This window comes from Sphingomonas sp. (genome assembly GCF_036731925.1).
Classification (GTDB): Bacteria; Pseudomonadota; Alphaproteobacteria; order Sphingomonadales; family Sphingomonadaceae; genus Sphingomonas.
The window spans coordinates 1226426-1245997 of sequence record NZ_DAINDJ010000002.1; the positions used below are offsets into that span (position 1 = coordinate 1226426).

A 19572-nucleotide genomic window follows, 5' to 3' on the forward strand; every position below is an offset into this window, starting at 1 on the left:
GGCGCGACAATTCATCCGACAATCCGGCACAGTTTTGCGACATGTGCGTCGTACCCCGAGAACAGGGACGAGCGGGCCTTCGGGCCCGCTTCTGATTCGAACAAGGGATGGAACAAGGATGAAGCGACTGGGGACCACCCTGGCGGGACTGTTGGCAAGTGCGTCGCCGCTGGTGGCACACGCACAAACAACGGGCGCAGCGCAGCAGCAGCCGAGCAGCCGGCCCGCCCAGGCACCCGCGCAGGAAAGCGATCCCTATGGCGAGGAAATCGTCATCACCGCCGGCGAGCCGCGCGGCTCGGTCAAGGGCGACATTCCGCCCGAGATCACGCTCAACCAGGCTGATATCCGCGCCTATGCGGTATCGTCCGTTGCCGACCTGCTGACCGAGCTTGCGCCGCAAACCGGCAGCGGGCGCGGCAGCGGCATGCCGGTGGTGCTGCTCAACGGCCGCCGCATCTCCAGCTTCGCCGAGATTCGCGACCTGCCGACCGAGGCGATCGAGCGCGTCGACATCCTGCCCGAGGAAGTCGCGCTCAAGTTCGGCTATTCGGCCAACCAGCGCGTGGTGAACTTTGTGCTGCGCCAGCGCTTCCGCGCCCTCACCACCGAGCTCGAGGGCGGCGTGCCGACCCAGGGCGGCAACAGCACCCAGCAGGTGCAGGCCGACATCCTCAAGATCAGCCGCGATCGCCGCGTCAATCTCGACGTGAAGTACCAGGGCACCACCGGGCTGCTGGAAAGCGACCGCAACGTCCAGCCGACCTTCAACGACGGCAGCGGCGTCAACCAGGCACCCTATCGCACCCTGGTCTCGCCCAGCCAGGACCTGACGATCAACGGCAGCTATGCGCGCAACCTGAACGAGAAGGTGGGTGCGACGGTCAACGGCACGCTGGAAGTGCAGCAGAGCGAGGCCCTGCGAGGCCTGGCGCTGTCGCAGACCGCTGCGCCGCTCGCGCTTTCCGGCGATCCCAGCCCGCTTACTGCCAGCAGCCGCACGATCACCGCGCATCTGGGCACCACGCTCAACGGCGACGGCCTGCCGTGGAGCAGCGCGTGGAGCTGGTCGCTGACCGGCAACTATGACCGCACCGAGAGCAAGACGATCACCGATCGCGGCTTCGATTCGCGCGGCCTGGCCCGTCCGGCCGATCGTGGCGAATCGACCTCGAACGTCGGCAATGTCGACGCGCTGCTGCGCGGCCCGCTGTTCAAGCTGCCGGCCGGGGACGTCTCGACTTCGCTGCGGATCGGCGGCAGCCTCAGCAGCTACGACAGCACCAGCTTCCGCGGCGGTGCCTTCCAGCCGACGAACCCGCTCACCCGCAACATCGCGAGCACGCAGCTCAACATCGATGTGCCGATCGCCAGCCGCCGCCGTGACGTGCTGCAGCCGCTGGGCGACCTGACGATCAACGGCAACGTCGCCGTGCAGCATCTGTCGGACTTCGGCACGCTGACCACCACCGGCTACGGCGTGAACTGGTCGCCGTTCAAGCCGGTGCGCTTCCTCGCCTCCTGGACCGACGCGGAGGATGCGCCCACCACCACACAGCTTGGCGGGCCGCTGATCGCCAATCCCAACACCCGGGTGTTCGATTATCGCACGGGGCAGACGGTGACGATCACCACCATCACCGGCGGCAACCCGCTGCTCCAGGCCGAGAGCCGCCACGTGATGAAGCTGGGGCTCGAACTGCGCCCCCTGGAATCGGCGGACCTGTCGTTCCGCGCCGACTATGTCAGCACCCGTGTCCGCAACGACATTGCGGGTCTTCCGGCCGCCACCGCAGCGATCGAGGCGGCCTTTCCGAGCCGCTTCGTCCGCGACCCGGCGACCGACGAGCTGATCAGCATCGACAATCGCGCGGTAAACTTCGCCGAGAACAACACCCGGCAGTTGCGCTGGGGGTTCAACCTTTCGGTGCCGATCAAGTCCTCGCTCGAAAAGAAGATCGCCGCGCTGCGCGCCCAGCGCGAGAAGGAACGTGCAGATGCGATCGCATCGGGCAAGCCGTTGCCGCCGGAAGGCCAGGCCGGCCTGTTCGGCCAGCGGCAGGGCCAGAACGGCCAGCCGCCCCGCTCGCCCTTCGGCGGCAGCCTGTTCGGCCCGCCGCCGGGCGCCGCACAGGGCGCGCCCGCTGGCGGCGCGGGTCCTGGCGCCGGTCCTGGCGGGGGTGGCCGGCCGGGCGGTGGCCGCGGCTTTGGCGGCCCCAATGGCGGGCTGGCAGGCAGGCTGCAGTTCAGCCTCTACCACACCTGGTATTTCAAGGATCAGATCAAGATCCGCGACGGCGTGCCGATCCTCGACCTGCTGAACGGCGATGCCGCGGGCAATGCGGGCGGTCAGCCGGCGCACCAGATCGACGCGCAGGCGGGAATCACCAAGGACGGCGTGGGCGTGCGGCTCGGCTTCAAGTGGCAGAGCAGCACCAGCGTCTATACCGGGCTGAATCAGACCAACCGGCTCGATTTCGGCGATCTCGGCACGTTCAATCTGCGGTTGTTCGCCGACCTTGGCCGCCAGTTCAAGCTGGTGCGCGCGCATCCGTGGCTGCGCGGCACGCGGGTGAGCCTGGGCGTCACCAACATCCTCAACACGCGCCAGCGCGTGACCGACCAGACCGGCGCGGTGCCGCTGAACTACCAGCCCGACCTGCTCGATCCCACCGGCCGCGCGGTACGGCTCAGCATCCGCAAGCTGTTCTTCTGACCCGCAAGCAGGCGCGGCGCCGGTTGCGCGCCGCGCCTGCTTGGCCCATCACCCGGCACGAACCGAACGGGGGATGGCGAATGAAGCGTGGATTGCTGCTGGCGGCATGGGCCGCGATGAGCGTGCTGGCGATGCCGGCGCAGGCGCAGGCGCAGGTGAGCGCCGATTGGGTGCGTGCGCACGAAACCTTCCTCGCCGGCGACGAACTCCGCGGTCGCGGCAGCGCAACTGCCGACGAAGCGATTGCCGCCGCCTATGTCGCGGCGCAGTTCCGCGGCTTCGGCCTCCAGCCGGCCCCCGGCATGGATGGCTACCTGCAAAAGGCCGAGATCGTCCGACTGAAGCTCAAGGCGCCGATCACGCTGACCGCGAACGGCGCGCCGGTGCCGGGCGCGATGATGCTGATCGGCGAAGGCAAGGGGATTGAGGGCGTTGCACGCGTCACCCCGGCCAAGGCGATGTCCAGGATGGCGCCCGCGCCGGTGATGCTGGTGACCGGCGACATGCCCGCCTTCCAAGTCTACCGCGCCGCCAGTGCGCTCAAGACGCCGCGCCTGCTGCTGATCCGCGAGAGCGCCGAGACTCAGGCGATGGTGAAGGGCCTGCACGGCGAACCGCGCCTGCCGGGCATGCTGCGCGGCGAACCGCACGAAGCCGAGCCCTCCGTCGTGGTGCTGCCTGCTGCTGCATTCGATGCACTGGCCGCGCAGAAGGACGTTCAGGTCGCGCTCACGGTGCCGGTCGAGCAGATCGTCAGCACCACCACCAACGCGATCGGCTGGCTGCCCGGCACCGATCCCAAGGCAGGCGTGCTGCTGCTCAGCGCCCATCTCGATCATCTCGGCGTTCAGGCTGACGGCACGGTAATGCACGGTGCGAACGACGATGCCTCCGGTACGACCGCCGTGCTCGAGCTCGCCCGCACGCTGGCGGCGAAGGGCAAGACGAAGCGCGGCATCCTGTTCGTCGCGTATGGGTCTGAAGAGATCGGCGGCTATGGCTCGACCTGGTTCGGTGCGCACCCGCCGGTGCCGCTCGACCAGATCGTCGCCAATGTCGAGGTCGAGATGATCGGCGCGCAGGATCCCAAGCTGCCCGCGGGCACGATGATGATGACCGGGTTCGAGCGCTCGACTCTGGGCGAGACGCTGAAGAGCCATGGCGCGCTAGTCACCGCCGATCCCTATCCCGAGCAGAACTTCTTCCAGCGCTCGGACAACTACTCGCTCGCGAAGAAAGGCGTCGTCGCCCACACCATCTCGGGCTGGGCGGTGGTGCCGACCTATCACAGCAAGGACGATACGGTGGCGAACATCGACATCCCCTTCATGACCAGGGCGATCGAGTCGCTGGTCGAGCCGCTCCACGCACTGGCCAACAGCGACGCCAAGCCCGAGTGGAAGCCGGGCGGCAAGCCCTGAAGGCCGCGCACAAGCTGGCGCCCCGCGCCGGCTTGCTCTAGCGAGGGATCATGCACACGCCTCATATCGTCGCGCTGGGGGGAACGCTGCGCGCCCAATCCAGCACCGGCCGCCTGCTCGCCGCCGCCCTCGCTCGTGCCGAGGCGCGCGGCGCGCGCACCACGTTGCTCACCGGGCCCGACATCGTCTTCCCGCATTTCGAGCCCGAGCATGGCGACACCGACGCGAAGGTGATGCGCTTCGTCGAGACGCTGCGCAGCGCCGATGCGGTGATCATCGGCTCGCCCGGCTATCACGGCACGCTCTCCGGGCTGGTGAAAACCGCGCTCGATTATGTCGAACTGCTCAGCCGCGACGACCGGGTGTATTTCGACGGGATGCCGGTGGGCCTGATTGCGACTGCGGCGGGGTGGCAGGCCTCCGTCGCGACGCTGCAGGCGCTTCGCACCATCACCCATGCGCTGCGCGGCTGGCCGACGCCGATGGGCATTGCGGTGAACACCGTGGAGACCCCCGATGTCGAGACGCACTGCCACAAGTCGCTGGACGTGATGACGGGGCAGATCTTCGAGTTTCTCGGGCGCTAAACCCCAAGCTCCGCCATTCGGCGAAAGCCGGAACCCATGGGAGTTGCCGTCCCGGCGCTTGCTGCAAGGGAGTGGCGAATGGATCCCGGCTTTCGTCGGGCCCTTAGACCGTCACTCGAACCAGTGCCGCCGGACGAAATAGCCGGCGATCCCCAGCGACATCACCAGGCACATGCCCACCACGCCCCAGAACGCCCATGGCTCGTGCGCATAGGGAATGCCGTCGACATTCATGCCGAGCAGCCCGGTCAGGAAGGTCAGCGGCAGGAACACCATGGCGACGATCGCGATCACCAGGGAGCGCTGGTCGAGCAGTTCGCCGCGCAGATCGGTGAGCGTCTCGTGAGTCAGCGCGGCCCGTTCGCGGATGCTCTCCACTTCCTCGGCCATGCGCGCGGCGCGGTCGGCGGCGGCGGTAAGGTGGAGCCGGTCGTCCTCGCGCAGCCAGTCGCCGGGCAGGCCGGCCAGCTTCTCGATCGCCGCGCGCTGCGGGTTCAGAAATCGCCGATAGCCGATCGCCTGCACCCGCACCTTGTTGACCATCCGCCGCAGCTCGAAGGCGCGGTGGCCGGAGATCTGCTCCTCGCAATCGTCCAGCGAATCGCCGAGTTCGGCAACGACGGGGTCGAGTTCCTCGGTGATCGCCTGGGCGAAGGCGGCGATCAGGTCGCCGGGATCAAGAATCTTGCCGGTTTCCACTTCCTGACGTACCGGCTGGAGCGCCGTCAGCGGCTTCCGCGTCACCGAGAAGACGCAGCCGCCCATCGCATAGATGCGGATCGAAGCGAGCGGATCGGAGGCGGTCGTCGCCTCGGACGAAAGCCCGCGCAGGTTGATCACCGCGCCGTCGCCCACGGCGTCGCAGCGCGGCCGCGTCTCGGTCGCAGTCAGCGAATCGATGATGTAGGGCGACAGCTTGGCCTCGCCGCCGAGCCAGAGCTGGGCACGCTCGTCATTGGTGGTGAGATGGATCCAGGTCAGCCCGCCGCGCTGGTCGAGCGCCGCGCGCATCGTCGGCTGCTCGACCTTGCCCTCCTTCACGACATAGGCAAAGCCGCTCAACCCGCCATCTCCAGCCAGAGCGACAGGCCCTCGCCGGGATCGGCGGGCGGACGGGCGAGGATGCGCGCGGCATCGGCACGCGCGCGGTTGAGGATGGCGTCCGACACGTCGCCTAGATGGAAAAGCCGGTCGGCCTGCGCAAGCAGCCGGGCGTGACGCAGCGTGAGGTCCTCGGGATCGGGCGAGGTCAGCCGCAGGATAACGAGCTGGGCCTGCGGCGCGGCACCCTCCGCGAGCCAGCGGTCGACATCGCCGTCGCTCGCCAGCAGGTCGAGCATGCCGCCCTCCCCCAAGGCATCGGCCAGGGCGCGGCGTCGGGCACCCGCATCTGGCCAGCGCGCCTTCATCGCCGCGCGGCTGCGGCCCAGCCCCTTGGCGAGCGCGCCAAGGCTGGCCGGCAGCAAGGCCTCCAGCCGCTGGCGCAGCGCCGCCGCCAGCCCGGCCGAGACCCCGCCCGTGCCGATCGCGATCAGCACCGGATCGCGGTCGACGATCGCCGGCAGGGTGAAGTCGCACAATTCGGGCCGGTCGACGCAATTGACCAGCACGCCCCGCGCCTTGAGCCCCGCGACCACGTCTTCAGGCTTGTCCAGCGCGACGATGGCAAGCGCGGCTTCATCGCCCTCGCCCACCACCTGCGCCCCGGCGCGATCGAGCAGGCGGCGCTTGGCGTCCGCCGGCTCGCCTTCGCCGACCAGAATCACCGGCCGCCCCGCGAGCTTCACAAACAGGGGCAGCGCGGCGAGGGTCACTTGAGCCAGTCCGGCACCTGCTCGGCGGCCATGATCTCCTCGGCGGAGATGCGACCGGCGACGATGGCGTAGCGGTCGCCCGAGACTAGCACCTCGGGCACCAGCGGGCGGCTGTTATAGGTGCTGGCCATGGTCGCGCCGTACGCGCCGGCCGTTTCCAGCACCGCGAGGTCGCCGGACTTCACGGCGTCGATCTCGCGCGCCTTCACGAACACGTCGGTGCTTTCGCATACCGGCCCGGCGACGTTCGCCACGAAGCGCCCCCCACTCGGCTTCACCGCCGCGAAGCCGTGATAGGCATCGTACAGCGCGACCCGGGCGAGGTCGTTCATCGCCGCGTCAACCACCACCCACGGGTGGACCTGCCCAGGCTTCACCCACAGCACTTCGGTGACCAGCACGCCCGCGCTGCCGGCAATGGTGCGGCCGGGCTCGAACATCAGTTCGACGTCCCAGTCCTTCGTCACCCGCGCGACCATCTCGGCATAGGCTTCGGGGGTCGGCGGCACCTCGCCGGGGCGGTAGGCGACGCCCAGCCCGCCGCCGAGATCGACATGGGTGATGGTGTGGCCATTGCCGCGCAGCTCGGCGAGCAGCCGGCCGACGCGCTCGAACGCGGCTTCCAGCGGCGCGAGGCCGAGCAGCTGGCTGCCGATATGCACCGCGATGCCGTGCAGATCGAGGCCGGGCAGCTTGCCCAACCGATCGAAGATCGCCGGCGCCTCGCCGATCGGCAGGCCGAACTTGTTCTCCGCCTTGCCGGTCGAGATCTTCTCGTGCGTGCCGGCATCGACATCGGGATTCACCCGCAGCGCCGCCCGCGCAGTGAGGCCGCGCTCGGCCGCCAGCGCCGCCAGCACTTCGCCTTCCTCGACCAGTTCGAGATTGAACTGGCCGATCCCGGCCTCCAGCCCCTTCACCAGCTCACGCCGGGTCTTGCCGACGCCCGAAAAGACGATGTCCTTGGGCGCGACGCCCGCCGCCAGCGCCCGCGCCATTTCGCCGCCCGAGACGACATCGGCGCCGAAGCCCTCGTTCGCCAGCAGCTTGAGCACCGCGAGATTGGGATTGGCCTTGATCGCGAAGGCGAGGTGAATGCGGCCCAGCGGCTTCAGCGCGTCGCGAAAGGCGCGGGCATTGGCCTGGAAGCGTTCGGTGGAATAGACATAGACGGGCGTACCCACTTCGGCGGCGATGCGCGCGAGGGGCAGCGATTCGACGTGCAGTTCGCCGTCGATCATCGAGAAATCGGTCATGAGCCTCTGGTGCGGCGCGTGTGGCCGCCAAAATCAGTTGGGTGGCAGGTCGAACTCGTCGCTCCGCCGCGCTTCGGACGCCTGGATCAGGTCGTCGCTGCGGGACGGGCGGGTCTGCGCCGTGGGTTTGAGAAGATCGGGAGGCGTGGGCGTCGCCGCGGCGCCGTACGGCGCCACCGGCAGCGATGCCCCCGGCGGCGGGGCAAGAGCCTCGCGCACGCCGCAACCGCTCAGTGCCAGCCCCAGGGCAGGTACGACGAGCAGCAGTCGCTTCCTCATGCTTCCTCCTCACGACCCTTCCGAGCCGCTGCTATCGCCGCGCGAACGCGCGACGGTGCCGTGCCGCCGAAGCTGGTACGGCTGTTCACCGATGCGTCGACGCTGAGAACGCCGTACACGCGTTCGTCGATCCGCGCATCGATTTCCTGGAGCGCATCGATCGGCAGCTGGTCGAGCCGGATGCCCTCGGCTTCGGCCTTCGCCACCGCACGGCCGGTGATGTGGTGCGCCTCGCGGAACGGGATGCCGCCTTCGCGCACCAGCCAGTCGGCCAGGTCGGTCGCGGTCGAGAAGCCGGCCTCCGCCGCCGCGCGCATCCGCTCCAGCCGGAAGGTCGCGCTCTCGACCATGCCGGTCATCGCCGCGATGCTGAGGCCGAGCAGGTCGTGCGCTTCGAACACCGGCGGCTTGTCGTCCTGCATGTCCTTTGAATAGGCGAGCGGCAGCCCCTTCATCGTCATCATCAGGCTGAACAGCGCGCCGCTGATCCGCCCCGAATGCCCGCGGACCAGCTCGGCCGCATCGGGATTGCGCTTCTGCGGCATGATCGAGCTGCCGGTCGACCATTGGTCGGACAGCGCCACGAAGCCGAAGGGCTGGCTCGCCCAGATCACGAATTCCTCGGCCAAGCGGCTGAGGTGCAGGCTGCACTGCGCCGCGGCGGTGAGGTAATCGAGCGCGAAGTCACGGTCCGAGACCGAGTCGAGCGAGTTGCGCGTGGGCCCGTCGAAGCCGAGCGCGTGTGCCGTCGCCTCGCGATCGAGGTTGAAGCCGGTGCCGGCCAGCGCCGCCGAGCCCAGCGGGCACAGGTTCATGCGGGCCCGCGCGTCCTTGAGCCGCGAGCGATCGCGGGCGAACATCTCGAAATAGGCCATCAGGTGGTGGCCCAGCGTCACCGGCTGCGCGACCTGAAGATGGGTGAAGCCCGGCATCACGCTGTCGGCATGCTGCTCGGCACGCGCCAGCAGCGCGTCCTGCAGCGCGCCCAGCGCCGCATCGGCCTGGTCGATCGCATCGCGCACCCAGAGGCGGAAGTCGGTCGCGACCTGGTCGTTGCGCGAGCGCGCGGTGTGGAGGCGACCCGCGACGGGACCGATCTTTTCCGCCAGCCGGCTCTCGGAAAGCATGTGGATGTCTTCGAGCGCCAGATCCTCGGGCACGCCGTTGGCGGCGAACTCCTCGGCGACCTGATCCAGGCCCGCGCTAATGGTCGCTGCGTCCTCGGCTCCGACGATCCCCTGCTGGCCCAGCATCGCGACATGCGCCTTGGAGCCGCGCAGATCCTGCTGCCACATCCGCTTGTCGAAGGGGATCGAGGCGTTTATCTCGCGCATCACCGCGGACGGGCCTTCGGCGAAGCGCCCTCCCCACATGGAATTGGAGCTGTCCTTGCGCTCGGTGATCGGTCTTCTCCTTCTGGGCGCCCTCGCACTGGGCGCGTGCGATAAGCAATCGCAGCCTTCTCAGCAAGCGAACGAAACTTCAGCCCTGGCAAACGCCGCTGCGCCCGCGCCGGGCGGCACGGTCGACCGCAGCCACAAGGGCGAGGCAGCACCGACGATCGGCTTCACCGACACGGCCGGCAAGAAGACGACCCTCGCCGCCTTCAAGGGCAAGCCGGTGCTGCTCAACCTGTGGGCAACCTGGTGCGTGCCGTGCATCAAGGAGATGCCGACGCTGGATGCGCTGGCGGGCAAGATGGGCGACAAGCTCGTCGTGCTGCCGCTCAGCCAGGATCTGAAGGGGATGGAGGTCGTCGGCCCCTTCTTCCAGAAGAACGGCTACAAGAACCTCCAGCCCTATCTGGATACCGACACCGCATTCAGCGTGCAGATGGGCACCAACCTGCCGACGACGATCCTCTACGATTCGACCGGCAAGGAAGTGTGGCGCGTCGCCGGCGACTTCGATTGGGCGGGCGCGGAAGCCGCCAAGCTGATCGCCGAGGCGAAGTAAGCTCAGCCCATCTGGGCCAGCACCGCACGCAGCCACGCCTCGGTCTCGTCGGCATGGGTGAGCGGCAGCATGTGGCCGCCATCGATCAGCCTCAGCTTGGCCCCGACGATTTCCGCTGCGGTCCGCTCGCCATGCAGCGCCGGATCGAGCAGCGCATCCTGTCGGCCGTAGAGGATGGACACCGGCACCAGGATTTCGCCGTAGCGCGCGACCAGCGGCGGCATCGCCCGTTCCGCCATGCGGATCTCGAAGCTGCCCATCTGATAGGCCGACGACCGTGCCGACAGCACCCCGCCGCCCGCCGTGGCGAAATCGGCCGGCACCGGATCGGGCGCGAACACCGCCTCGGCGCCGCGCCTGCCCATCGCCACCGCCATCGGCACCGCGATCGTCCAAGCGATCGGCGCGCGCAGCAGGGCGGGCGCCATCAGCCCGCGAAACACCGCCGGCGCCTCGTGGACGATTTGGGTCAGCGGCGCGATCAGCGCCAGTGCGCCGGGCACCTCGGGCCGCTCGGTGGCGAGCGCGAGCGACACCGCCCCGCCCATCGAATGGCCGACGACCAGCGGCTTCTCCAATCCCAAGGTCTCGATCAACTGCGCGATCATCCGGCCCTGGCCGGCAAGGTCGGGGCGCGGCCCGGTGAGCCGCGAATGCCCCCAGCCTGGACGGTCGACCAGAACCACCCGATGGTCCTCCGCCATCCGGCCGGCGAGCGAATGGCTGAAGTTGCGCAGCTGCGCCATCAGCCCGTGGATCATCACGATTGCCGGCCCGGTCGCATCCTTCGGCCCCAGCTCGACGACGTGCATGCGTGCACCGTCGACATCGACGAAGCGTCCGTCGGCCGGCACCATCTCCTCGGCCTTGCGCCCCGCCCAGGCCGACCAGCCGGCCAGCCCGAGTACGCCCACGCCCGCCAGTCCGAACGGTATCAGCATCTGCACAATCCCCTTGTTGCTCCTCCGGTATAACCGGCCGCACGGGGAAAGGCTTCACTCCGCGACCGGGGCCTCGCCTTCCTCGCGCTCCTGCGCCTGGCGGGCCCACATCTCGGCGTAGATACCGTTCTGCCGCAGCAGCTCGGCATGGGTGCCCTGCTCCACCACGCGGCCCGCCTCCAGCACGACGATCCGGTCGGCATGGACCACGGTCGACAGCCGGTGCGCGATGACGATGGTGGTGCGGCCCTGCTCGATCGACTCGAGCGTCGCCTGGATGTCCGCCTCGGTGCGGCTGTCGAGCGCGCTGGTCGCCTCGTCTAGGATCAGGATCGGCGGGTTCTTCACCAGCGTGCGGGCGATCGCCACCCGCTGCTTCTCGCCGCCGGAGAGCTTGAGCCCGCGCTCGCCTACCCGGGTATCGAGCCCATCGGGAAGCGCCTGGATGAAGGCCGCGATCGACGCGCCGCGAACCGCCTCGGCGATCTCCTCCGGCGTCGCGCCCTCGCGGCCGTAGGCGATGTTGTAGCCGATCGTCTCGTTGAACAGCACCGTGTCCTGCGGCACGATCCCGATCGCGGCGCGCAGACTCGCCTGGGTAACGTCGCGGATGTCCTGCCCGTCGATGGTGATGCGGCCGCCGGTCACGTCGTAGAAGCGGTACATTAGGCGCGCGAGGGTCGACTTGCCCGCCCCCGAGGGGCCAACCACCGCGACGGTGGCGCCCGCCGGAATGTCGAGATCGATCCCCTTCAGGATCTGGCGATCGGCGTCATAGCCGAACTGCACGCCCTCGAAGCGCACATGGCCCTGCTGGATGGCCAGGGGATGCGCTTCGGCGGCGTCCTTCACCTCGGCGCCGGTATCGAGCAGGTCGAACATCGCGCCCATGTCGATCACGCCCTGGCGGATCGTGCGATAGACCCAGCCGAGCATGTCGAGCGGGCGGAACAGCTGGCTGAGCAGCGTCGACACCAGCACCACGTCGCCCGGCGTGAACCGGCCGGTCGACCAGCCGAACACCACCAGTGCCATCCCCGCGGCGAGCATCAGGTTGGTGATCACCGCCTGGCCGATATTGAGCCAGGCGAGCGAATTCTCGCTGGTGACGGCGGCGTTCATATACGCCGTCATCGCCTTGTCGTAGCGCGCGCTCTCACGGGCTTCGGCGTTGAAATATTTGACGGTCTCGAAGTTGAGCAGCGAATCGACCGCATGCGCGACGGCGCCGGTATCGAGGTCGTTCATCTGCTCGCGCAGCTTGGAGCGCCAGTCGGTCACCCAGCGGGTGAAGGCGATGTAGATCACCACCATCGCCAGCGTGCCGGCGACCAGCCACCAGCCGAAGCGGGTGCCGAAGATGCCGAGCACCATGCCCAGCTCGAGGATCGTTGGGGCGATGTTGAACAGCAGAAAGTAGAGCATCGTGTCGATGCTCTTGGTGCCGCGCTCGACAACCTTGGTCACCGCGCCGGTGCGACGGTTGAGGTGAAAGCGCAGGGACAACTGGTGGAGATGGCGGAACACGTCGGAGGCGAGCCGCCGGGTCGCATCCTGCCCCACCCGCTCGAACACCGCGTTGCGCAGATTGTCGAACAGCACCGTGCCCAGCCGCGCGGCGGCATAGCCGGTGACGAGTGCCACGATCAGCCACACCGCGTCGCGCGGGCCGGAGGCCATGCGGTCGATCGCGCCCTGCAGGGCAAAGGGCGCGCCATAGACCTGCACCAGCTTCGAGCAGAGCACCAGCAGCAGGGCGAGCACGATGCGGATCCGCAGCCCGGGCGCATGGCGCGGCCACAGATACGGCAGGAAGCGCTTCATCGTGCCGAGCATCGGCCGCTCGGGCCCGGAGGACGGTGTATCGGGAGGCATCGTCCCCATTTGGGGCGCGCTTGCACATCATGCAACGCGGGAACGGCGCGTAGGTCCGCACGTTGAAAGCGGCAGGAGGTCACGTCTCATGGACCAACTGCTCTACGTACTGGCCATCATGGGCTGCGGCGACGACAACACCGCATGCCGCCAGGTCCGCATCGAGCCTGCCCGCTATACGTCACAGGTCGCCTGCCAGGAAGCCATGGAAGCCGCGCTTCGTCGCGCCACCGATGTCGATTATCCTGTGGTGGAGGCGGCGTGCCAGCGGCAGGGCGAGCGGATGGTGGAGCGCGAGTCCCCAGGGCCGATGACTGTGGGATAACTTCCCCAGACGCGGTCATCCCCGCGAAGGCGGGGATCCATTGGCGCTGAATCCGTGGTTCTTTCCCCAAACGTCCTGGCAAATGGATTCCCGCCTTCGCGGGAATGACGATGGTGTGGACGGACGCCGGGGTCCGGCGCCCTCACCCCTACTCGTGCGAACGCCCGAAATCCGGCCGCGCATCGTCCTGCCCCTGGTCGATGATCGAGCGGCGGATCGTCCGGGTCCGGCTGAACAGCTCGAACAGTTCGTCACCCTTGCCCCAGCGGATCGCGCGCTGCAGCGCGGTCAGGTCCTCGGTGAAGCGCTGGAGCATGTCGAGCACCGCCTCGCGGTTGTTCAGGAACACGTCGCGCCACATCGTCGGGTCGGAGGCGGCGATGCGGGTGAAGTCGCGGAAGCCGCCGGCCGAATATTTGATTACCTCGGACTGGGTGACTTCCTCCAGGTCCGAGGCGGTGCCGACGATCGTATAGGCGATCAGGTGCGGCAGATGGCTGGTCACGGCGAGCACGCGATCATGGTGCCCCGGCTCCATCAGCTCGACATTCGCACCGAGCCGCCGCCAGAATTCGCTCACCCGCTCCACCGCCAGCGCATCGCTGCCCTCAGGGGGCGTGACGATGCACCAGCGATGGTGGAAGAGCGAGGCAAAGCCGGCGGTCGGCCCGCTATTCTCGGTCCCCGCCACCGGGTGCGCCGGGATGAAGGTCGCGTTCGGCAGGGCTTCCCGTACCGCCTCGATCACGCTCAGCTTCGACGAGCCGACATCGCTGACGATCGCCTCGGCAGGAAGGTCGGCGGCAAGCTCCGCTGCCACCGCGCCCATCGCGCCAACCGGCACGCACAAGATCACCAGGTCGGCGTCGATCACCGCGGTGCCGGCGCTGTCCGCCACATCGTCGCACAGCTCGATCGCCACCGCCGTTTCGCGCACGGCCGGATCGGCGTCATAGCCGGTGACCGCCACGCTCGGCATGTGCTGGCGAATGCCGCGGGCTATCGACGAGCCGATCAGCCCGAGGCCCAGGATGGTAACGCGGGCAAAGGGCAGCATCAGGCGCCGAGCAAGCGGCGCAGCGAGGCGGCCACGCCCTTGATCTCTTCCTCGGTGCCGATGGTGATGCGCAGCCCGTGGGGGAGGCCCTGGCCCGGCAGCCAGCGGACGATATAGCCGTCCTCCATCAGGTGCTTGTAGGCCTGCTCGCCGGTCACCTCGCCCTCGAACAGGACGAGCTGGAAGTTTGCCTTGGAGGGCACTGCACGGACGCCTTTGTTGCCCATGCTCGCGATCTCGTCAGCGAACCACTGGCGCCACTGGGCATTGTGGGCGCGGCTGTGCTCCACGAAATCCTTGTCGCCAAGTGCCGCAATCGCCGCACGACCGGCGCCGATGCTGAACGCGAAGGGCGCGCGGATGCGGTGCATCGCGGCGATGATGTCGGGATGGCCATAGCCCCAGCCCACCCGCTCCGAGGCGAGGCCGAAGATCTTGGAGAAGGTGCGCGTCACCAGCACGTTGGTCTCGGTGCGGGCGAGCTCGAGCCCACCGTCATCGTCCTCGGGCTCGAGATATTCGGTGTACGCCTGGTCGAGCACCAGCAGCACGCTCTTGGGGAGCGCGGCGTGCAGGCGGGCGATCTCCTCGCGCGCCGTGTAGGTGCCGGTCGGGTTGTTAGGGTTCGCCAGGAAGACGATCTTGGTCTTCTCGGTCACGCAGGCCAGGATCGCGTCGACATCCGTCGCATAGTCGCGGTCTGGCGCCACCACTGGCGTCGCGCCGACCCGGCGGGCGGCGATGTCGTACACTGCGAAGCCGTAGCGGACATAGATGATCTCGTCGCCCAGGCCCGCGAACGCGCCGGCGGCGAGGTGCAGCACCTCGTCCGAGCCGGTGCCGTAGACGATCCGCTCGGGCTCCACCCCGTAATGCGCGCCCAGCGCCTCGCGCAGCGCGACCGCGCCGGCATCGGGATAGCGCTCCAGCTCGGTCGCGGCGGCGGCATAGGCGTCGCGCGCGACCTGGGGCGTGCCGAAGGGATTCTCGTTCGACGAGAGCTTGGCGGCGGGCTTGCCCGAATCGGTGGTGGCGCGGCCCGGGACATAGGGGGCGATGGCCATCACCCAGGGCTTGGGGACGGGTGCGTTCATGGCGCCGGGGATTGGCCGAATGGGCGCCGATTGGCAAGCCGTGCGGCGGGGAAGCTTGAACGCAGGCGCGCGCGCGCCTAACCGCCGGACATGTCCGATGATCCGCGTTTCGGCCTTCGCCGCTCGGTAACGCTGCCGGGGCCGCTGCGCCTCGATGGCGGCGTGCTCTTCTCACCCGTGGACATGGCCTATGAAACCTATGGCACCCTCGCTCCGGATGCGAGCAACGCCATCCTCGTCTGCCACGCGCTGACCGGCGACCAGCATCTCGCCTCCGAACATCCCGTCACCGGCAAACCCGGCTGGTGGGCACGGATGGTCGGCCCCGGCAAGCCGATCGACACCAACCGCTGGTTCGTGATCTGCTCGAACGTGCTCGGCAGCTGCCTCGGCTCCTCGGGACCCGCAACGATCAACCCGGCGACCGGCCAGCCCTGGGGGATGCAGTTCCCGGTCATCACCATCCGCGACATGGTGCGGGCACAGGCCATGCTGCTCGACCATCTCGGCATCGACCGGCTGTTCGCGGTGGTCGGCGGATCGATGGGTGGGATGCAGGCGCTCAGCTGGGCGGCGACCTTCCCCGAGCGGGTGCGCGCCACGGTGGTGATCGCGTCGGCCGCGCGGCACTCGGCGCAGAACATCGCCTTTCACGAAGTCGGCCGCCAGGCGATCATGGCCGACCCCAAGTGGCGGGGCGGCGCCTATTACGAAGCGCAGGATCCACCCGCCGCCGGCCTGGCAGTCGCGCGGATGGCGGCACACATCACCTATCTGTCCGAAGCGGGCCTCACCGCCAAGTTTGGTCGCAAGCTCCAGGGCCGCGACGCCAAGACCTTCGGCTTCGACGCCGATTTCCAGGTCGAGAGCTATCTGCGCCATCAGGGGCTGGCGTTTGTCGACCGGTTCGATGCCAACTCCTACCTCTACATCACCCGCGCCCTCGACTATTTCGACCTCGCGGAGGAGCATGGCGGGCTGCTCGCCAACGCCTTCCGCCAATCGCAGGCCCGGTTCTGCGTGGTGAGCTTCGACACCGACTGGCTCTATCCCACGGCGGAATCGCGCAGCATCGCCCATGCGCTCAACGCCGCCGGCGCGCCGGCCAGCTTTGTCGAGCTGAGTTCGCCCTTCGGCCATGACGCCTTCCTGCTGGAGAGCCCGGAGCTCGACCGCGTGATCGGCGGCTTCCTTGCCGCTGGAGACCGGCCATGACACTCCGCCCCGACCTCGCGATCATCGCCGCCCATGTAAACCGCGGCGCGCGCATTCTCGACGTGGGCTGCGGCGACGGCGCGCTGATGGCGGCGCTGCGCGACCAGCATGGCTGCGATGCGCGCGGGCTGGAACTCGACCCCGTCAACGTCGCCGCCGCGGTGGGGCGCGGCCTGTCGGTAATTCAAGGCGATGCCGACACCGATCTGGCCGACTATCCCGATGACAGCTTCGACTATGCCATCCTCAGCCAGACGCTGCAGACCACCAGGCGACCGGACTGGGTGCTGGAGCAGCTGCTGCGGATCGGCCGCCATGCGTTCGTGTCGTTCCCCAATTTCGCGCATTGGCGGGTACGCGCCTCGCTGCTGTTCGGGGGGCGGATGCCGGTCACCCGGCTGCTGCCGATCGCCTGGTATGCGACGCCCAACATCCACCATGTCACGATCGACGATTTCCGCGCGCTGGTGAAGGAACGCGGCATCGCCATCGAGGGCGCCTGGTTCCTCTCGGGGGACCAGCAGACCGGATCGGGCATGGCCAATCTTCTGGCGGAACACGCCGTTTTCCTGTTGAGGCACGACCGATGACCGACGTCACCCTGCTTTCCACCCACGCCGCCTATCGCGACGATATCGGCGACCTCGTTACCCGCCGTCCGGTGCCGGGGCCAGGGCTGGAGCAGATCGGCGCCTTTCTGTTCCTCAACCATCACGGGCCGCAGACCTACGCCCCGGGCAATCGCGGCCTGCCCTTCGGCCCGCACCCGCATCGGGGCTTCGAGACGGTGACCTTCATCCTGGAGGGCTCGCTGGCGCACACCGATTCGGCGGGGCACGAGAGCATCATCCGCGCCGGCGGCGTGAAGTGGATGACCGCGGGCCGCGGGATCGTCCATGCCGAGGTCTCGCCCGCCGAGTTCAAGCAGGCCGGCGGGCCGATGGAGATCCTCCAGCTCTGGGTGAACCTGCCGAGCCGCCTAAAGATGACCGCGCCGCGCTATGTCGGGCTGCAGGCGGATGCCTTTCCGGAGATCGCCGCGGGCGATGGCGCGACGGTACACCTCGTCTCGGGGGATTTCGGCCGTCGTACCGGTCCGATCGAGTCGCTGACCGGCGTGTTCTTGTGCTGGGCGGAGCTTGCGGCAGGCGCCACGCTGACCTTCGAGGGTCTCAAGGACCGCGACCTGTTCCTCTACGCCGTGCGCGGGAGCGTGAAGGTGGGCGATCGCGCGCTGCCCAACTGGCATCTGGCCAGCCTGTCGTCGGGCGACACGCTGACGCTCGCCGCGGACGAACCCGCGCTGGTGCTGTTCGGGCACGCCGCGCCGATCCCGGAGCCGGTAGTCGCGCATGGGCCGTTCGTGATGAACAGCGCACAGGAAATCCACCAGGCCTATGCCGATTATCAGCGCGGGGCATTCGGCGTGGCGGAGATCGTCGCGGGCTAACCAGCCCAGCGGCCTTACTGTCATTCCCGCGAAGGCGGGAATCCATTGCCCTCGGCGCTGGGGGAAAGAACCGCAACTTCAGTGCCAATGGATCCCCGCCTGCGCGGGGATGACGGGGGAAGGCTGCGAGAGCCCTCCCCAACTTCTACATCAGTCCCTCTCTTCCCGATGGGGAGAGGGAAGCCATATCAATGCGCCGCCTGCTCGCCGCGGACGATGCCGCTCTTGCCGAGCTGGTCGTCGATCTGCGCCATCAGGCGATCGAGGCCTTGCTGGTCCTTCGCCTCGGCGCGGGCGACGAGCACGTCCTGGGTGTTCGACGCGCGCAGCAGCCACCAGCCGTCGGGCGTGTTCACCCGCGCGCCGTCGGTGCGGTCGACCTCGGCACCATCGGCCTCCAGCCGGTCGAGCACTTCCTCGACCACCGGGAACTTGCGGCTCTCGTCGACCTGGAAGCGCATTTCCGGCGTGTTGACCATTGCCGGCATCTCGTCCTTGAGCTGGGTGAGCGACTTGCCGATCACGTGCACCGCCTGGATCAGGCGGATCGCGGCGTACTGGGCGTCGTCGAAGCCGTAATAGTCCTGCGCGAAGAAGATGTGGCCGCTCATCTCGCCCGCGAGCGGCGCGCCGGTTTCCTTCATCTTGGTCTTGATCAGGCTGTGGCCGGTCTTCCACATCACCGGGTTGCCGCCCAGCTCCGCGATGCGGTCGTAGAGCGCCTGGCTGGCCTTCACGTCGGCGATGATCGTCGCGCCCGGATCGATCCGCAGCACCGGCTCGGCAAGGATGGCGAGCAGCTGGTCGCCCCATACCACCCGGCCCTGGCCGTCAATCGCGCCCAGGCGATCGCCGTCACCGTCGAAAGCGAGACCGAAATCGAGGTTCTTCTCGGCGACCAGCTTCTTCAGATCAGCGAGATTCTTCTCTTCGGTAGGATCGGGATGATGGTTGGGGAAATTACCGTCCACGTCGGTGAACAGCGTATGGTGCTCACCCGGCAGCAGCTTGACGAGCTTCTCGATCACCGGGCCGGCCGCGCCGTTGCCGGCGTCCCAGCCGATCTTGAACGAACCACCGGCATAGCCGGCGATCAGGCGGCTGACATAGAGGTCCTCGATATCGGCATCCGTCACCGTCTCGGTGCCGTCGCCCTCGTCCCAGTCGCCTTCCGCCGCCATCTTGCCCAGCGTCTGGATGTCCTGGCCGAAGAACGAGCGGTGCTGGAACACCATCTTGAAACCATTGTAATTGCCGGGATTATGGCTGCCGGTAATCTGGATGCCGCCGTCCACCTCCAGCGTTGCCTCGGCATAATATAGCATCGGCGTGGGGCCCATGCCGGTGCGCACCACGTCGCAGCCCGAGGCGGTCAGACCCTCGATCAGCGCGGCCTCGAGCATCGGCGAGGAGATGCGGCCGTCGCGGCCCACCGCCACCCGGCGGCCGCCGGCGCGGCGCAGCAGCGTCGCGAAGCCGCGGCCGATCGCGCGGGCGTCGTCCGGACCCAGCGTCTTCCCCACGATCCCGCGGATGTCGTATTCGCGCAGCGACGTCGGATCGAAACGGTGCGTCATGTAAGCCCT

Annotated in this window: 18 protein-coding genes; 8 read left to right on the forward strand and 10 right to left on the reverse strand. The window is 68.3% G+C overall.

The window, feature by feature from the left end; all coding sequences use genetic code 11:
• The first annotated feature begins 118 nt into the window (after window positions 1-118).
• The 3 genes from V7E00_RS15320 (at window position 119) to V7E00_RS15330 (ending at window position 4724) form a co-directional block, all read left to right on the forward strand.
• On the forward strand, window positions 119-2716 hold the full coding sequence (locus V7E00_RS15320) for a TonB-dependent receptor (protein WP_333573478.1): 2598 nt from the start codon (window positions 119-121) through the stop codon (window positions 2714-2716).
• An 80-nt stretch (window positions 2717-2796) separates the two neighbouring features.
• On the forward strand, window positions 2797-4137 hold the full coding sequence (locus V7E00_RS15325) for a M28 family metallopeptidase (RefSeq protein ID WP_333573479.1): 1341 nt from the start codon (window positions 2797-2799) through the stop codon (window positions 4135-4137).
• Window positions 4138-4187: 50 nt separating this feature from the next.
• Window positions 4188-4724, forward strand: a complete 537-nt coding sequence (locus tag V7E00_RS15330) for an NADPH-dependent FMN reductase (RefSeq protein WP_333573480.1) — start codon at window positions 4188-4190, stop codon at window positions 4722-4724.
• A gap of 111 nt (window positions 4725-4835) precedes the next feature.
• Here V7E00_RS15330 and V7E00_RS15335 read toward each other — a convergent pair whose 3' ends face one another.
• From V7E00_RS15335 to argH, 5 genes are read right to left on the reverse strand one after another with little or no spacing between them, the layout of a single operon-like run.
• Window positions 4836-5786 (reverse strand): zinc transporter ZntB, encoded by a 951-nt coding sequence (locus V7E00_RS15335; RefSeq protein ID WP_333573481.1) that lies wholly within the window; start codon window positions 5784-5786, stop codon window positions 4836-4838.
• Window positions 5783-6538 (reverse strand): precorrin-2 dehydrogenase/sirohydrochlorin ferrochelatase family protein, encoded by a 756-nt coding sequence (locus V7E00_RS15340; protein WP_333573482.1) that lies wholly within the window; start codon window positions 6536-6538, stop codon window positions 5783-5785. The genes V7E00_RS15335 and V7E00_RS15340 overlap by 4 nt, the downstream gene beginning before the upstream one ends.
• Complete coding sequence (gene lysA / locus V7E00_RS15345; protein WP_333573483.1) at window positions 6535-7794, reverse strand: diaminopimelate decarboxylase; 1260 nt, start codon at window positions 7792-7794, stop codon at window positions 6535-6537. The genes V7E00_RS15340 and lysA overlap by 4 nt, the downstream gene beginning before the upstream one ends.
• A gap of 33 nt (window positions 7795-7827) precedes the next feature.
• On the reverse strand, window positions 7828-8073 hold the full coding sequence (locus tag V7E00_RS15350; protein WP_333573484.1) for a hypothetical protein: 246 nt from the start codon (window positions 8071-8073) through the stop codon (window positions 7828-7830).
• Window positions 8070-9446 (reverse strand): argininosuccinate lyase, encoded by a 1377-nt coding sequence (gene argH, locus V7E00_RS15355; RefSeq protein ID WP_333573485.1) that lies wholly within the window; start codon window positions 9444-9446, stop codon window positions 8070-8072. Before argH ends, V7E00_RS15350 begins: the two co-directional genes overlap by 4 nt.
• Between argH and V7E00_RS15360 the strand changes: the two genes are divergently transcribed.
• Window positions 9445-10029, forward strand: a complete 585-nt coding sequence (locus V7E00_RS15360) for a TlpA family protein disulfide reductase (protein WP_333573486.1) — start codon at window positions 9445-9447, stop codon at window positions 10027-10029. The genes argH and V7E00_RS15360 overlap by 2 nt on opposite strands.
• A gap of 2 nt (window positions 10030-10031) precedes the next feature.
• Here the strand turns inward: V7E00_RS15360 and V7E00_RS15365 are convergent, their stop codons facing one another.
• Both V7E00_RS15365 and V7E00_RS15370 read right to left on the reverse strand, forming a co-directional pair.
• Window positions 10032-10970 carry an alpha/beta fold hydrolase gene (locus tag V7E00_RS15365; RefSeq protein WP_333573487.1) on the reverse strand — a complete coding sequence of 313 codons (939 nt, stop codon included), beginning with the start codon at window positions 10968-10970 and terminating at the stop codon, window positions 10032-10034.
• A 54-nt stretch (window positions 10971-11024) separates the two neighbouring features.
• A complete protein-coding gene (locus tag V7E00_RS15370; RefSeq protein ID WP_333573488.1) occupies window positions 11025-12845 on the reverse strand; it encodes an ABCB family ABC transporter ATP-binding protein/permease in 1821 nt (606 codons plus the stop codon).
• A gap of 88 nt (window positions 12846-12933) precedes the next feature.
• Here V7E00_RS15370 and V7E00_RS15375 point away from each other — a divergent pair, with 88 nt between their 5' ends.
• Window positions 12934-13170 (forward strand): hypothetical protein, encoded by a 237-nt coding sequence (locus V7E00_RS15375; protein ID WP_333573489.1) that lies wholly within the window; start codon window positions 12934-12936, stop codon window positions 13168-13170.
• Window positions 13171-13318: 148 nt separating this feature from the next.
• On the opposite strand, the gene V7E00_RS15380 is transcribed toward V7E00_RS15375, so the two are convergent.
• Together V7E00_RS15380 and hisC are read right to left on the reverse strand one after the other, a co-directional pair.
• Window positions 13319-14227, reverse strand: a complete 909-nt coding sequence (locus tag V7E00_RS15380; RefSeq protein WP_333573490.1) for a prephenate/arogenate dehydrogenase family protein — start codon at window positions 14225-14227, stop codon at window positions 13319-13321.
• On the reverse strand, window positions 14227-15321 hold the full coding sequence (gene hisC, locus V7E00_RS15385) for a histidinol-phosphate transaminase (RefSeq protein ID WP_333573491.1): 1095 nt from the start codon (window positions 15319-15321) through the stop codon (window positions 14227-14229). Before hisC ends, V7E00_RS15380 begins: the two co-directional genes overlap by 1 nt.
• A 90-nt stretch (window positions 15322-15411) precedes the next feature.
• On the opposite strand from hisC, the gene metX reads away from it, so the two are divergent.
• The 3 genes from metX to V7E00_RS15400 are packed head-to-tail and all read left to right on the forward strand — an operon-like array spanning window position 15412 to window position 17986.
• Window positions 15412-16536: a homoserine O-acetyltransferase MetX gene (gene metX / locus V7E00_RS15390; RefSeq protein WP_333573492.1), complete on the forward strand. Its 1125-nt coding sequence runs from the start codon at window positions 15412-15414 to the stop codon at window positions 16534-16536.
• Complete coding sequence (gene metW, locus V7E00_RS15395; protein ID WP_333573493.1) at window positions 16533-17126, forward strand: methionine biosynthesis protein MetW; 594 nt, start codon at window positions 16533-16535, stop codon at window positions 17124-17126. Before metX ends, metW begins: the two co-directional genes overlap by 4 nt.
• Window positions 17123-17986: a pirin family protein gene (locus V7E00_RS15400; RefSeq protein ID WP_333573494.1), complete on the forward strand. Its 864-nt coding sequence runs from the start codon at window positions 17123-17125 to the stop codon at window positions 17984-17986. Before metW ends, V7E00_RS15400 begins: the two co-directional genes overlap by 4 nt.
• 188 nt (window positions 17987-18174) lie before the next feature.
• On the opposite strand, the gene pgmG is transcribed toward V7E00_RS15400, so the two are convergent.
• On the reverse strand, window positions 18175-19563 hold the full coding sequence (gene pgmG, locus V7E00_RS15405) for a phosphoglucomutase/phosphomannomutase PgmG (protein ID WP_333573495.1): 1389 nt from the start codon (window positions 19561-19563) through the stop codon (window positions 18175-18177).
• Window positions 19564-19572 lie beyond the last annotated feature (9 nt).